The organism is Acinetobacter sp. GW821-FHT01E09, assembly GCF_059422385.1.
Genome location: NZ_JBWKWU010000001.1, coordinates 288,966 through 304,944, shown reverse-complemented (window position 1 = coordinate 304,944; position 15,979 = coordinate 288,966). Strand labels below are relative to the sequence as shown.

The 15,979-nt window shown below is 42.4% G+C and carries 10 protein-coding genes and 5 tRNA genes; all 15 read right to left on the bottom strand.

What is annotated here, in order from left to right; all coding sequences use genetic code 11:
- Positions 1-128 precede the first annotated feature (128 nt).
- Positions 129-4,322: a DNA-directed RNA polymerase subunit beta' gene (rpoC, locus tag AC07U8_RS01395; protein ID WP_004718473.1), complete on the bottom strand. Its 4,194-nt coding sequence runs from the start codon at positions 4,320-4,322 to the stop codon at positions 129-131.
- Between the two features lie 154 nt (positions 4,323-4,476).
- Positions 4,477-8,565: a DNA-directed RNA polymerase subunit beta gene (gene rpoB / locus AC07U8_RS01390; RefSeq protein ID WP_004718475.1), complete on the bottom strand. Its 4,089-nt coding sequence runs from the start codon at positions 8,563-8,565 to the stop codon at positions 4,477-4,479.
- A gap of 304 nt (positions 8,566-8,869) precedes the next feature.
- Positions 8,870-9,235 (bottom strand): 50S ribosomal protein L7/L12, encoded by a 366-nt coding sequence (rplL, locus tag AC07U8_RS01385; protein WP_004818508.1) that lies wholly within the window; start codon positions 9,233-9,235, stop codon positions 8,870-8,872.
- 48 nt (positions 9,236-9,283) lie between these two features.
- Positions 9,284-9,790, bottom strand: a complete 507-nt coding sequence (rplJ, locus tag AC07U8_RS01380; RefSeq protein WP_004718479.1) for a 50S ribosomal protein L10 — start codon at positions 9,788-9,790, stop codon at positions 9,284-9,286.
- A gap of 361 nt (positions 9,791-10,151) precedes the next feature.
- Positions 10,152-10,847, bottom strand: coding sequence for a 50S ribosomal protein L1 (rplA, locus tag AC07U8_RS01375; protein ID WP_004718482.1), 696 nt, complete (start codon positions 10,845-10,847; stop codon positions 10,152-10,154).
- Positions 10,848-10,850: 3 nt separating this feature from the next.
- Positions 10,851-11,279, bottom strand: coding sequence for a 50S ribosomal protein L11 (gene rplK / locus AC07U8_RS01370; RefSeq protein WP_004718484.1), 429 nt, complete (start codon positions 11,277-11,279; stop codon positions 10,851-10,853).
- Positions 11,280-11,396: 117 nt separating this feature from the next.
- Positions 11,397-11,930: a transcription termination/antitermination protein NusG gene (nusG, locus tag AC07U8_RS01365; protein ID WP_004718486.1), complete on the bottom strand. Its 534-nt coding sequence runs from the start codon at positions 11,928-11,930 to the stop codon at positions 11,397-11,399.
- Between the two features lie 7 nt (positions 11,931-11,937).
- Complete coding sequence (gene secE, locus AC07U8_RS01360; protein ID WP_004718489.1) at positions 11,938-12,378, bottom strand: preprotein translocase subunit SecE; 441 nt, start codon at positions 12,376-12,378, stop codon at positions 11,938-11,940.
- A 74-nt stretch (positions 12,379-12,452) separates the two neighbouring features.
- A tRNA-Trp gene (locus AC07U8_RS01355) sits at positions 12,453-12,528 on the bottom strand.
- Positions 12,529-12,578: 50 nt separating this feature from the next.
- Entirely contained in the window at positions 12,579-13,769 is a 1,191-nt protein-coding gene (gene tuf, locus AC07U8_RS01350) for an elongation factor Tu (RefSeq protein ID WP_004723653.1), read from the bottom strand.
- Between the two features lie 144 nt (positions 13,770-13,913).
- Positions 13,914-13,988 (bottom strand) — tRNA-Thr (locus tag AC07U8_RS01345).
- 11 nt (positions 13,989-13,999) lie between these two features.
- Positions 14,000-14,075, bottom strand: a tRNA-Gly gene (locus tag AC07U8_RS01340).
- A 32-nt stretch (positions 14,076-14,107) separates the two neighbouring features.
- Positions 14,108-14,191 (bottom strand) — tRNA-Tyr (locus AC07U8_RS01335).
- Positions 14,192-14,244: 53 nt separating this feature from the next.
- Positions 14,245-14,320: transfer RNA gene (locus tag AC07U8_RS01330), tRNA-Thr, on the bottom strand.
- Between the two features lie 98 nt (positions 14,321-14,418).
- A complete protein-coding gene (gene trpE / locus AC07U8_RS01325) occupies positions 14,419-15,912 on the bottom strand; it encodes an anthranilate synthase component I (protein ID WP_494737176.1) in 1,494 nt (497 codons plus the stop codon).
- Between the last annotated feature and the right edge of the window lie 67 nt (positions 15,913-15,979).

Here is a 15,979-nt window from a genome sequence, read left to right as displayed (position 1 = left end):
GACTGCCAGTAAAACTATCCATATATTTCTAATTTTAATTGCCATTTTTAATGTTTGTAACTGAGGTCTACTCAGTATATAAAAAAAGACGCCCTAAGGCGTCTTCTTCATTTCAAAAGCTGTTTAACTTAGAAAGAATCTTCGTTTAAAGCTTGAGAGAATGCTTGATCAACTTCAGAGAAGTCATTTACAAGCTCATGCTCTGCAGCTTCTGCTTCTTGACGACGACGTTCTAAGTGGTATGCAAGACCAGTACCTGCTGGAATCAAGCGACCTACAACAACGTTTTCTTTCAAGCCACGTAAATCATCTTCTTTACCTGTTACAGCCGCTTCAGTTAACACACGTGTTGTTTCCTGGAACGATGCAGCAGAGATGAACGAGTCAGTAGAAAGCGATGCTTTGGTAATACCCATCAATTGACGTTCATACTTCGCAGGGAACTTGTTCTGAGCCAATACCGCTTGGTTTTCGCCCACAACGCGGATGTAATCCACTTGTTCGCCTTTGATAAAGCTTGTATCGCCACCGTCAGTAATGTCAACTTTACGCAACATTTGACGAACGATTACTTCAATATGCTTATCGTTGATTTTTACACCTTGTAAGCGGTAAACGTCTTGAACTTCGTTCACGATGTAGTTGGTTAATGCAACTTCACCTTTCAAACGCAAGATGTCATGTGGGTTTTGTGGACCATCAGAAATGGTTTCACCACGGTTCACATGCTCACCTTCAAACACGTTAATGGTACGCCATTTTGGAATCAACTCTTCATAAATTTCAGAGCCATCATCTGGTGTAATCACTAAACGGTTCTTACCTTTGGTTTCTTTACCAAAGCTTACAACACCTGAGATTTCAGCAAGAATTGCATGTTCTTTCGGCTTACGTGCTTCGAACAAGTCAGCTACACGCGGCAGACCACCGGTAATATCACGAGTACGTGAAGTTTCTTGTGGTACACGACCAATAACGTCACCAACACCGATCGTCTCACCATCACGAACAGTCACGATCGTGTTTTGTGGCAAGAAGTAGAACTGTTCGCCGCCATCGGTTGTATCCAACACGATTGCAGGACGCAAATCTTTACCAGAAGCAGGACGTGCTGTTACAGGTAAAATTTCAACAGTGGTCATACCTGTTGCATCATCAGTTTTCGATGTTGCAGTTACGCCATCCGAAATTTGGCTGAAGCGTGCTTTACCAGCAACTTCTGTAACCAATGGATGTGTATGCGGATCCCAAGTTGCAACAATACCGCCGCCTTCTACAGGTTGACCATCTTTAATCAAGATAGACGCACCGTATGGAAGTTTATAACGCTCACGTTCGCGACCTAAATCATCAGCGATACCGATTTCACCTGAACGTGAAACAGACACCAAGTGACCTTTGGCATGTTGAACAGTTTTAACGTTATGGAAACGAACTGTACCTTTGTTACGTACTTGTACGCTATTTGCAGCAGACGTTCGGCTTGCAGCACCACCTACGTGGAATGTACGCATGGTTAACTGTGTACCAGGTTCACCAATTGATTGCGCAGCCATAACACCGACAGATTCACCTGGATTCACCAAGTGACCACGCGCCAAGTCACGACCATAACATTTAGCACATACACCGAAAGTCGAAGCACAGTTTACAACTGAACGTACTTTAACTTCATCGACACCCGCATCTTCAAGATACGCCGCAATTTTCTCGTCAATCAATGTGTTACGTGGAAGCACAACTTCATCTGAACCCGCTTTTTTCACGTCTTCAGCAGTTACACGTCCTAATACACGTACACTTAATGGCTCAATGACATCGCCACCTTGAATGAACGGAGTCATTACAAGACCTTCGAGCGTACCACAATCTGGCTCAGTAATAACCAAGTCTTGCGCAACGTCGACTAGACGACGTGTCAAGTAACCAGAGTTTGCTGTTTTAAGTGCTGTATCGGCCAAACCTTTACGCGCACCATGTGTTGAAATGAAGTACTGAAGTACTGTCAAACCTTCACGGAAGTTTGCTTTAATCGGTGTCTCAATGATCGAACCATCTGGTTTCGCCATCAAACCACGCATACCTGCAAGCTGACGAATCTGAGCTGCCGAACCACGGGCACCTGAGTCAGACATCATGTAGATACTGTTGAATGATTTTTGCTTCTCGTCTTCACCCTGTTTGTTTTTAACAGTCGTGAATGACAAGTTGTCCATCATCGCTTTGGCAACTTGGTCGTTCGTACGCGCCCAAATATCGACAACTTTGTTGTAACGCTCACCCGCAGTTACGAAACCTTGCTCGAATTGTTGTTCAATTTCACGAACTTCAACTTCTGCTTTTTCGATAATTGCTTGTTTTTGTGGCGGAATCAACATGTCTTCCATACCCACAGAAACACCAGAACGGGTTGCTTGACGGAAGCCCAAGTACATCAATTGGTCAGCAAAGATAACCGTATCTTTCAAACCTAATTTACGGTAGCAAGAGTTAATCAACTTAGAGATGTTCTTTTTAGTCATCTCAACGTTGATTTGTTGGAAATCCATACCTTCAGGAACAACTTCCCAAAGTAAGCAACGACCAGGTGTCGTATCTACAACAATAGTTTGATGCTCACGGTTACCGTTTTCATCAATCACTGTTTGGTGTACACGTGCTTTTACACGCGCATGTAAGTCAACTTGACCTGTTGCAAGTGCACGGTTTACTTCGTGAGTATCCGCAAACACCATGCCTTCACCTTTGGCATTGATTGCATCACGTGTGATGTAATACAAGCCCAAGACAACGTCCTGAGAAGGTACGATGATCGGCTCACCGTTGGCAGGTGACAAGATGTTGTTGGTCGACATCATTAACGCACGAGCTTCTAATTGAGCTTCAAGTGTTAATGGAACGTGAACCGCCATTTGGTCACCATCGAAGTCGGCGTTAAACGCAGCACAAACGAGTGGGTGTAAACGGATCGCTTTACCTTCAATTAGAATAGGTTCAAATGCTTGAAGACCTAAACGGTGAAGTGTTGGCGCACGGTTCAACATCACTGGATGTTGACGAATTACAGATGCAAGAACGTCCCAAACTTCAGGAGTTTCACGCTCAACCATTTTCTTCGCAGCTTTAATGGTTGTTGCTTGGCCAGAAGCTTGTAGCTTAGCAAAGATAAACGGCTTGAATAATTCAAGTGCCATTTTCTTCGGAAGACCACATTGGTGCAAACGTAAAGTTGGACCTACAGTAATTACCGAACGACCAGAGTAGTCAACACGCTTACCAAGTAAGTTTTGACGGAAACGACCTTGCTTACCTTTGATCATATCTGCCAAAGATTTAAGCGGACGTTTGTTCGAACCAGTAATTGCACGACCACGACGACCATTGTCCAATAACGCATCTACAGACTCTTGTAACATACGTTTTTCGTTACGTACGATAATGTCTGGTGCAGCAAGGTCAAGAAGACGTTTTAAACGGTTGTTACGGTTGATCACGCGACGATAAAGATCGTTCAAGTCAGAAGTCGCAAAACGACCACCTTCAAGCGGTACCAACGGACGAAGATCAGGTGGAAGTACTGGAAGTACATTCATCACCATCCATTCTGGCTTGTTGTTCGACTCTTTGAACGCTTCCATCAACTTCAAACGTTTAGAGGCTTTTTTAAGCTTCGTTTCTGAAGTTGTGTTTGGAATTTCTTCACGTAAACGAGAAATTTCAGCTTCAAGATCGATGTCTTTCAACAAATCTTGAACTGCTTCTGCACCCATTTTCGCGCTGAATTCGTCACCATGTTCTTCTAACGCAGTGAAGTATTCTTCATCGTTAAGAAGTTGGTACTTTTCCATTGGCGTCATGCCAGGATCAGTAACCACATAAGATTCGAAGTACAATACACGTTCGATATCACGTAAAGTCATATCAAGTAATAAACCGATACGGCTTGGTAATGATTTCAAGAACCAAATATGCGCAACTGGAGAAGCAAGCTCGATGTGACCCATACGCTCACGACGAACTTTTGCTGTTGTTACTTCAACGCCACATTTTTCACAAATGACGCCTTTATATTTCATACGCTTGTATTTACCACACAAGCATTCGTAATCTTTTACTGGACCAAAGATTTTGGCACAGAATAAACCATCACGTTCTGGTTTAAACGTACGATAGTTAATGGTTTCTGGCTTTTTAACTTCACCGTGAGACCATGACTTAATCATTTCTGGTGACGCAAGACCAATACGGATACGGTCAAACTCTACTGGAGCGTGACCATCTGAATCCGTCTTTTTGCGCATGATATCGAGCAAGTCTTTCAATTTTTTTCTCCGTGTGTCGAAGCGCTTTTCAGGCTAAGACTGGGTCACAAATATTGTTTTTTCACTGAATTTTAATCCCCCTTGATCCCCCTTTTTCTAAGGGGGAAAGTCCCTCTTTCATAAAGAGGGATTTAGGGAGATTCAATGGTGAAGTTTAGTCACCATTTTTCAGTTCAATGTTGATACCTAAAGAACGGATCTCTTTGGTCAATACGTTAAACGATTCAGGCATACCCGGATCCATATAATGGTTACCATCTACAATGTTCTTATAGATGCGAGTACGACCTTCAACGTCATCCGACTTCACAGTAAGCATTTCTTGAAGTGTATAAGCAGCACCATAAGCTTCTAGTGCCCAGACTTCCATCTCACCGAAACGCTGACCACCGAATTGTGCTTTACCACCAAGCGGTTGTTGAGTTACAAGTGAATAAGAACCAGTAGAACGTGCATGCATCTTGTCATCAACCAAATGGTTCAACTTGAGCATGTACATATAACCAACAGTTACTGGGCGGTCAAAACGCTCACCTGTACGTCCGTCATACAATACTGTTTGACCTGTACGTGAGATACCACCAAGCTCAAGTAACTCTTTGATCTGACTTTCTTCTGCACCATCAAATACTGGCGTAGCTAAAGGAACACCTTTACGCAAGTTACCTGATAACACCAAGATTTCTTCATCAGTTAAGCTATCAAGATCTTCTTGCTCGCCACCAACTTTGTTATAAATCTTGTCTAAGAAATCACGAAGCTCAAGAACGGTACGTTGCTCTTTCATCATCTTGTCGATCTTATCGCCAAGACCTTTTGCAGCCATACCTAAGTGAGTTTCAAGAATCTGACCCACGTTCATACGTGATGGTACACCCAATGGGTTAAGTACGACATCAACTGGAACACCATGGATGTCATGCGGCATGTCTTCAACAGGCAAGATGTTTGATACAACACCTTTGTTACCGTGACGACCCGCCATCTTATCACCAGGCTGGATACGACGTTTTACAGCTAAGTAAACTTTAACAACTTTCAAGACACCTGTTGTAAGCTCATCACCTGTAGAAAGTTTGCGTTTTTTCTCAGCAAATTTCTCATCAATCTCGTAGCTCTTCTCTTTCAAGAACACTTGAATTTGAGTTAAGCGTTCAGCGATGCCTTCATCTGTTGGTTGAACTTCTAAAAGATCAACAAGCTCTAAACCAGACAATACATCTTCAGATAGCTTATCACCGCGCTTGGTCGTACCGCCGCCATTCGACTCTTGGCCTTTTAACAAACGGATAATACGTTCACGAGCAGCTTCTTCGAAGATTTTGAATTCTTCTTTCAAGTCTTTACGGTAAGCATCAAGCTGCGCTTTCTCAATCGCTTGAGCACGTTCATCTTTCTCAATACCGTCACGTGTAAACACTTGAACGTCGATGACTGTACCTTTAACGCTTGAAGAAACACGTAAAGATGAATCTTTAACGTCTGCCGCTTTCTCACCAAAGATTGCACGAAGTAATTTTTCTTCAGGGGTTAATTGTGTTTCACCTTTAGGTGTCACTTTACCAACAAGAATATCACCCGCTGCAACTTCAGCACCGATATAGACAATACCTGATTCATCAAGTTTAGATAACGCTGCTTCACCTACGTTAGGAATATCGGCAGTGATTTCTTCCGCACCTAACTTCGTATCACGCGCAACACATGATAATTCTTGAATATGAATTGACGTTAAACGATCTTCTTGAAGAACACGTTCAGATAATAAAATCGAGTCTTCATAGTTATAACCGTTCCAAGTCATGAACGCGACACGCATGTTCTGACCTAGTGCTAATTCACCACCATCAGTTGATGGACCATCAGCAAGAACGTCACCACGGCCGACTTTATCGCCCATGCTCACAAGCACTTTTTGGTTAATACATGTGTTTTGGTTTGAACGCGTGTATTTGATCAAGTTGTAGATATCTACACCTGCTTCACCCGCGATCATTTCATCTTCGTTGACACGAATAACCACACGTGATGCATCTACAAACTCAATGCGTCCGCCACGTTTCGCGATCACACATACACCAGAGTCGTGCGCTACGTTTGCTTCCATGCCGGTACCCACAAGTGGTTTATCAGCAAGCAATGTAGGAACAGCCTGACGTTGCATGTTTGAACCCATCAATGCACGGTTGGCATCATCGTGTTCAAGGAATGGAATAAGTGATGCAGCGACAGATACAACCTGTTGAGCAGATACATCCATATGCGTCACTTTTTCAGGTGGCATACGAACGAAGTCACCTTGGTGACGTACTGAAACGAAGTCTTCTGTTAAATGTCCATCTTTATCCAATGCAGAATCGGCCTGTGCAATAACAGTACCTACTTCTTCAATTGCAGATAAATATTCAACATCATCTGTTACACGACCATCAACAACGCGACGGTATGGTGTTTCCAAGAAACCGAAGTTGTTCGCTTTTGCATAAACAGAAAGCGAGTTGATCAAACCAATGTTTGGTCCTTCAGGAGTTTCAATTGGACATACACGACCATAGTGAGTTTGATGTACGTCACGTACTTCAAAGCCCGCACGTTCACGTGTCAAACCACCAGGCCCAAGCGCAGATACACGACGTTTGTGTGTAATTTCTGACAACGGGTTGTTTTGATCCATAAACTGTGACAATTGGCTTGAACCAAAGAATTCTTTGATTGCAGCAGCAACTGGTTTCGCATTGATCAAATCTTGTGGAGACAAGTTATCTGTTTCAGCTTGGTTTAAACGCTCTTTAACAGCACGTTCAACACGAACTAAACCAACACGGAATTGGTTTTCTGTCATTTCACCAACAGAACGTACGCGACGGTTACCCAAGTGATCGATATCGTCGACTTCACCTTTACCGTTACGAATTTCTACCAGTGTTTTCAATACATCGATGATGTCATCGTTAGAAAGAATACCTTCTACTTCACGAGACTTCTGATCTGTACCTACTTCGTAAGGACGACCCAAACGACGGTTAAACTTCATACGACCCACAGGCGATAAATCATAGCGCTCTGTAGAGAAGAATAAGTTATTGAATAAGTTTTCAGCCGCTTCTTTCGTTGGTGGCTCACCTGGACGCATCACTTTGTAGATTTCTACAAGTGCTTCTTCACGACCAGATGTCGTATCTGCACGTAAGGTGTCAGCAACAAAAGAACCACGATCGATGTCATTGGTGAACAGGATATTAAATTGTTTAATACCACCTTCAGCAATTCTGACCAAAATTTCATGACTTAATACAGTGTTAGCAGTAATTACTTCACCGTCTTTAAGTACGATATCTTCAGCAGTAATACGCTCATACAAATATTCATCTGGAACTGGAAGTTTAGTTAAACCAGCAGCTTCCATTTGACGTACATGGCGAGCATTAATACGTTTACCTTGTTCAACAATGGCTTTACCATCATTGTCCACGATATCAAATTGAGCCATTTCACCACGAAGACGTTCAGGCACAAGGTCAATCTGATAGCTACCCATATCAAGATATACAGGTACTTTTTCGTAGAACATATTCAGAATTTGTTCATTGCTATAGCTCAATGCACGTAACACAACAGTCGCAAGCAATTTACGACGACGGTCAATACGTACAAAGACTAAATCTTTAGCATCAAACTCAAAATCTAACCATGAACCACGATAAGGAATAATACGTGCTGAATAAAGCACTTTACCGCTTGAATGCGTTTTACCTTTATCATGGTCAAAGAATACGCCTGGTGAACGGTGTAATTGAGATACGATTACACGCTCAGTACCATTGATGACAAAGGTACCATTCTCAGTCATGAGTGGCATTTCACCCATGTACACTTCTTGTTCACGTACGTCTTTAATAGATTTCGTTTCACGATCTTTGATGATCAAACGAATTTTAACGCGCATTGGTGCCGCAAAGGTTGAGCCACGAAGAATACATTCGCGAACATCAAACTCTGGTTTACCAAGACTATACTCAACGAATTCTAAAGCAGCATTGCCCGAATAACTTTCAATAGGAAAAACTGAACGAAATGCAGCTTGGAGACCGATATCTTCGCGATTTTTTGGTGTTTTGCCGTCTTGCAAGAATGTTCTGTACGAGTCGACTTGAATCGAGAGCAGGTACGGAGCATGCATGACTTGGGGCAATTTACCAAAATTCTTACGGATCCGTTTCTTTTCGGTATATGAGTATGCCATCTGGAGTCCTCGGAAAGTAAACTAAGTCCGCCTGCAGAACGAACTTAGAAGGAATTACGCAGGTCGATATGACCACCACTTTTATACAAATGCTGCAAATTTCAGTGGTACAAAACGCTTAGCAATATTTTTAAAATGGAAAAATATTGGTAAGCGTTTGATTGTGTTTATTTATTTTTAAAATTGATGGTTTTTCTACCAATCAATCTAAAATCGAGCCGATTATTGTAACGCAAAAAGGCTGATGACCCAAGAGCCATCAGCCAATTTTTGGGGTCAAATTAAAATTCGACCCCTAGCGAAATTACTTAACAGTAACTGTAGCACCAGTTTCTTCAAGTTTTTTCTTAAGTTCTTCAGCTTCTTCTTTAGAAACGCCTTCTTTAAGATTTGAAGGAGCGCCTTCTACTAAGTCTTTAGCTTCTTTCAAGCCAAGACCAGTAACTTCACGTACTGCTTTAATTACAGCAACTTTGTTAGCGCCGAAAGAAGTCAATTCAACATTGAATTCTGATTGCTCTTCAGCAGCAGCAACAGCAGGACCTGCAGCTACAGCTACAGCAGCAGCTGATACGTTGAATTTCTCTTCGAAAGCAGAGATAAGTTCAACAAGTTCAAGAACAGTTTTTTCAGCAACTGCGTTTAAGATTTCTTCGTTAGTTAAAGCCATGAGAATAACTCCAAATGGATATTGAATGGTGTGTGAAATTTATTAAGCTTATGCAGCTTCTGACTCGTTTTTCTCTTTGAGCGCTGTAATAAGGCGACCCAATTTCGAAATAGGAGCTTGAAGAACATTGGCAAGCATAGTAAGTGCTTTTTCTTGGTTCGGAAGATTCGCGATAACGCTAACGTCAGCACCTTGATAAAGTTTGCCGTCAAATGCAGCAGCTTTAAGTTCAAATGCTTTGTTAGTTTTAGCAAATTCTTCAAACAAGCGAGCAGCTGCGCCCATGTCATCTTCAGAAGTTGAAAAAGCTAGAATAGTTGGACCAACAAGGTTTTCGTCTAAGATATCAAATTGAGTACCTTCGAAAGCACGTTTAGCCAAAGTGTTACGCACGATACGTGTCTTAACACCTAACTTACGAGCTTCAACACGAAGTGTAGTCAATTGTTCAACTGTTAAACCTTGGTAGTCAGCAACAACAGCAGCAAACGCGGTAGAAGCAACTTCATTTACTTCCGCAACGATCTGTTTTTTGTCTTCGATAAGAAGAGCCATTGTAAAACCTCCTAACGGTGATTTATGCAATCCACGGACTGCACTCCCAATTCGTAAATCAATCTCTTGACTTACACGCGGAGGAGGAATCAATCACACCACCGCGTCTACTCAGACTGGTATTTTAAGAAGCGAATCCGAAGACTCCCCTCGCCTGAGGTCTTTGACGCTGATAAATTTACATCTATCAATTCAAAGTCCGCCTGATGATCAACAAAGCCATGCTTTATCAATCCACAAGAAGAAAAGCTCAACCTCAATAGAAGTCATCACTCTTTCTTGCGTAAAATTTGAAGTAACACTTCAAATTTTACTCAGGACTTTAAAATTCTTTTATCGCAATATAATTATTGAAAAATAATTATTTAGAAACGTTTTGTACATCAACAACAAGACCAGGACCCATAGTTGAGCTCAAAGTGATCTTTTGGATGTAGATACCTTTAGAAGTCGCAGGTTTTGCTTTCTTAAGGTCAGCGATAAGCGCTTCAACGTTTGAACGAACAGCTTCAGCAGTGAAACCTACTTGACCGATCGCAGCGTGGATGATACCCGCTTTGTCTACACGGTAACGTGCTTGACCAGCTTTTGCATTTTTAACTGCAGTTGCTACGTCAGGAGTTACAGTACCCACTTTAGGGTTTGGCATTAAGCCACGTGGACCAAGGATCGTACCTAACTTACCAACAACACGCATTGCATCTGGAGCAGCAATCACAACGTCGAAGTCTAAGTTACCCGCTTGAATGCTTTCAGCAAGATCATCAAAACCAACGATGTCCGCGCCTTCAGCTTTAGCAGCTTCAGCAGCAGCGCCTTGAGCAAACACAGCAACACGTACAGTTTTACCAGTACCTGCAGGAAGTGTAGTCGCGCCACGAACAACTTGGTCAGATTTACGAGGATCAACACCTAGGTTTACCGCAACATCCAAAGATTCTTTGAATTTTGCAGCAGGTAGGCTGCTAAGAACTTGTACTGCTTCTTCCAAAGTGTAAACTTTGTTTGCTTCAATAGCTGCAGCAATGGCTTTTTGACGTTTAGTTAACTTTGCCATGTCTTATAGCTCCACTTCCAAGCCCATAGAACGCGCAGAACCAGCAATGGTACGTACACGTGCGTCTAAATCAGCACCAGTTAAATCTGGTTCTTTAGTAGTCGCAATTTCTTCTAACTGAGCGCGAGTCAACTTACCAACTTTAGTTTTGTTTGGTACAGCAGAACCCTTTTGGATACCAGCAGCTTTCTTAAGAAGAATCGCAGCAGGTGGAGTTTTCATGATGAATGTGAACGACTTATCGTTGTACACAGTGATCACTACAGGAATTGGAAGACCTTGTTCAACTTTTTGTGTAGCAGCATTGAATTCTTTACAGAATGCCATGATGTTAACACCACGTTGACCTAGTGCAGGACCAATCGGTGGAGATGGATTCGCTTTACCAGCTGGAACTTGCAGCTTGATATAGCCGTCAATCTTCTTAGCCATTTCAAATTACCTCTGGGTACAAACGCCTTTTAGAGCTCCCCAACATTTCAAGTAACGATACCGTTACAACAACAATGCCCGATCCATAACAAATCGGGCGCTTTCAAACAGTGCAAATTAAATTGTTTTTTCGACTTGGCGAAATTCCAATTCAACTTGAGTTGGTCGATTAAATACATTAATCGTCAACGTTAAACGTGATTTTTCGTACTGAACTTCTTCCACCACACCTTTAAAGTCTGTGAATGGACCGTCAGTAACAAGTAATTCTTCACCCGGCTCAAACATCGTCTTAGGACGAGGTGCTTCACCTTTATTGTGTACACGTGCAAGAATCGCATCAGCTTCTTTTTGCGTAATTGGTGCTGGCTTTTCAGCTGTACCACCGATGAAACCTAATACTTTTGGACATTCTTTAACAATGTGCCAAGTTTCATCATTCATTTCCATTTCGACTAACACATAGCCAGGAAAGAATTTACGCTCTGATTTACGTTTCTTACCATCCTTCATCTCTACCACTTCTTCGGTAGGAACAAGGACTTCACCAAAACTATCAGCAACAGCGCTACGCTGGATTCGATCATTAAGTGAACGCATCACTTGTTTTTCATAACCTGAATAGGCATGAATAATGTACCAACGTTTCATAGCTCTCTTACCCGATAATAAACTTCATAAACCAACCGATGATATAGTCAAAACACCACAAAATAATTGCGGCAACTACAACAACGAGGAGAACTTGCCATGAAGTGGTTACTGTTTCATGTTTCGTAGGCCATGTAACTCGACGCAATTCGATACGAGAGTCTTTAAGCAAACGAACAAAGCCTTTGCCTTGATGGGTGGCGTATAATAAACCTAAAGCTACGATGATACAAGCTAAAATTACCCCAATACGCACCCAGACACTATTTGCAGGTGCCCAATACGCTGGAAGATATTGATTTGTCATCAATGCACCGCCAAATAAAGCCAATGCTATGATCCACAAAATAAAATCAAATGGAGAACTTGTCTTCACCATTTCAGCAGAATTGTTGCTTTGAGGAATTGCCGCGCCGCCCATTGCGTCACGTGATTTATCATTCGACATTTTTGTACTCGTCGTAGGTTTCGCGACTTATTATATGACCAGTTTAGCCGACATCAAGTTTTTTATTTAAAAAATGGCAGGTCAGGAGGGACTCGAACCCCCAACATTCGGTTTTGGAGACCGACGCTCTACCAATTGAACTACTGACCTATAAACAAACCGAGAGCCTAAACTCTCGGTTAGAACAAACATATTAGCGGTTATGCAGTTACTTTAGCAACTACACCAGCACCAACTGTACGACCACCTTCACGGATCGCAAAACGTAGACCTGGGTCCATTGCGATTGGGTGGATTAGTTCTACTGACATTTCAACGTTGTCACCTGGCATAACCATTTCAACGCCGTCTTGTAATTGGATTGCGCCAGTTACGTCAGTTGTACGGAAGTAGAACTGTGGACGGTAACCGTTAAGGAACGGAGTATGACGACCACCTTCTTCTTTAGAAAGTACATATACTTCTGCGTCGAATTTAGTGTGCGGCTTGATTGTACCTGGTTTAGCAAGTACTTGACCACGTTGTACGTCTTCACGCTTAGTACCACGTAAAAGAACACCACAGTTCTCGCCCGCACGACCTTCGTCAAGAAGTTTACGGAACATTTCTACGCCAGTTACAGTTGTTTTAACTGTATCTTTGATACCAACGATTTCAACTTCTTCGCCGACTTTAACGATACCAGATTCTACACGACCTGTTACCACTGTACCACGACCAGAAATAGAGAATACATCTTCGATTGGCATCAAGAATGCTTTATCGATAGCACGTTCTGGTTCTGGAATATAAGAATCAAGCGCTTCAACAAGTGAAAGTACAGCTGATTCGCCATATTGACCAGCATCACCATTAAGTGCAGCAAGTGCTGAACCACGGATGATAGGCGTGTCATCACCTGGGAAGTCATAAGTAGAAAGAAGTTCACGAACTTCCATTTCTACTAATTCAAGTAATTCTTCATCATCAACAAGGTCACACTTGTTAAGGAATACAAGAATATAAGGTACACCTACTTGGCGAGAAAGAAGGATGTGTTCACGAGTTTGTGGCATTGGACCATCAGTCGCAGCACATACAAGGATCGCACCGTCCATCTGAGCAGCACCAGTGATCATGTTTTTAACATAATCGGCGTGACCTGGGCAGTCTACGTGAGCGTAGTGACGAATTGGAGAATCGTATTCTACGTGTGAAGTATTAATTGTAATACCACGTGCTTTTTCTTCTGGTGCAGAATCGATTGCTGCGTAGTCTTTAGCTTCACCGCCGTAAGTTTTTGCACAAATTGTTGCAATTGCAGCAGTTAAAGTTGTTTTACCATGGTCGACGTGACCAATTGTACCCACGTTTACGTGTGGCTTATTACGTTCAAACTTAGCCTTAGCCATTTGCTCTTCCTCGTTTATGTCGAACACGAGTTAAACAACTCAGCATCGACAATCGTCTAAAAAACTAGACACCTAATACTTGAAAAGCAGACTAATAAGCCTGCTTTTGAGAAACTGGTGTAGAATAATCTACCAAATTGTATCTGGAGCTCTTATCGAGATTTGAACTCGAGACCTCTCCCTTACCAAGGGAGTGCTCTACCACTGAGCTATAAGAGCATCATCTTCGATGGAGCGGGAGACGAGGGTCGAACTCGCGACATGTAGCTTGGAAGGCTACCGCTCTACCAACTGAGCTACTCCCGCTTAATGTTGGTAATTACCACTTATCGAAGTAATGGTGGTGAGAGAAGGATTCGAACCTTCGAAACTTTCGTGGCAGAGTTACAGTCTGCTCCCTTTGACCGCTCGGGAATCTCACCTTTACACTTACTTTCAGTGTCGTTCTTCAACATTATAACACAAAACCTTAAGATGGTGCCGGCACACGGATTCGAACTGTGGACCTACTGATTACAAGTCAGTTGCTCTACCAACTGAGCTATGCCGGCGTTTCTTAGTGTTTCGTACGTTTCGTATCGGAACGGTGTGCAGTTTAGCAAAACTCAGAATCCTTGCAAGTGTTTTTTGCAAAAAAAACCTCAAAAACTCATAAAATCAATCCGTTTGACGATAATTCAACCGCTTTGATCACTGCGCGAGCTTTTATTTGGGTTTCATTCCACTCTGATTCAGGATTTGAGTCAACAACCAACCCTGCACCAGCCTGTACATAGACCTTATTTTCACGAATAACACAGGTTCTGATCGCAATCGACATGTCCATTTCGCCATGCCAGCCCAAATAACCCACTGCACCACCAAAAATTCCACGCTTTACCGGCTCAACTTCGTCAATAATTTCCATTGCACGAATCTTTGGGGCACCTGAAAGCGTGCCTGCTGGAAAAGTTGCCTTAAAAACATCCAAAGCATCGACATCATCCAACACTTCACCTTGTACATTGGAAACAATATGCATGACATGTGAATAACGTTCGATCACCATTTGATCAGTCACTTGCACTTTACCGATTTTCGAGACACGCCCCACATCATTACGGCCTAAATCAATCAGCATTAAATGTTCCGCAATCTCTTTTTCATCAGAAAGCAAATCTTTTTCAAGCGCCAAATCTTCTTCTTTGGTTTTTCCTCGTGGGCGTGTACCAGCAAGCGGACGTACAGTCGCGATTCCATTTTCGAGTCGAGAAAGAATTTCCGGTGAAGAACCTACGATATGGAACGGCTTTTGATCTAAAAGGGTCTGGCCTTGCACCAAAAATAAATACGGTGATGGATTGAGATGTCGTAATGCGCGATAAACCTGTAAAGGCTCACCATCAAAATCCGACACCATACGATGCCCAGGAACAACCTGCATCACATCACCAGCACGGATATATTCTTTAACTTTCTCAATTGACTCAAGGAATTTGTCATGCCCAGTCAGTGACTCAAAATGCGGAGCGGTATGTTTTTTAGCAACCAAGCTGATTGGCATAGCCAATAATGCCTCAATCTCATCCAGCTGTTGCTGAGCCTTGGCATAAGCCTCTGTATCATTAACATCTGCATGCACGATTAAAAACAAAGTATCTTTTAAGTTATCAAATACAATGACGGTTTTAGACAACATCATCCATAAGTCTGGCAGTCCAACGGGATCCGCCTCAGGCACATTCTTTAACCGTGGCTCAATATAACGTACTGCGTCATAACCAAAGTAGCCCACCAAGCCGCCAGTAAAATTAGGCAGCGCGGGTAAATCTTGCTGGGTGGGTACTTTAAACTGCACTTGAAAATCACGGATATATTGAAAGGGATCTGTACATGGCTGGGTATCTATCGAGCCATCTACCGATTTTATCGTGAGCTGTCCTGCATTACAGGAAAACACGATTGATTCACCCAGTCCAATAATTGAATATCTTGCCCAGTTTTCACCACCTTCGACAGATTCAAAAAGATAAGCTTGTTGATGCTGTTTTAACCGTGCAAATACAGACAATGGCGTATCTGTATCGGCTAAGCGTTGGCGATATACAGGGATAAGGTTATAACCCGCTGATTTTAGTTGTTCAAATTGCGCTAAGGTTGTCATCAGGAATTCTCTCTATTTTCGATAATACTAAGTATGGATGTCTCTGCATTTCACTTAGTGACGCCAT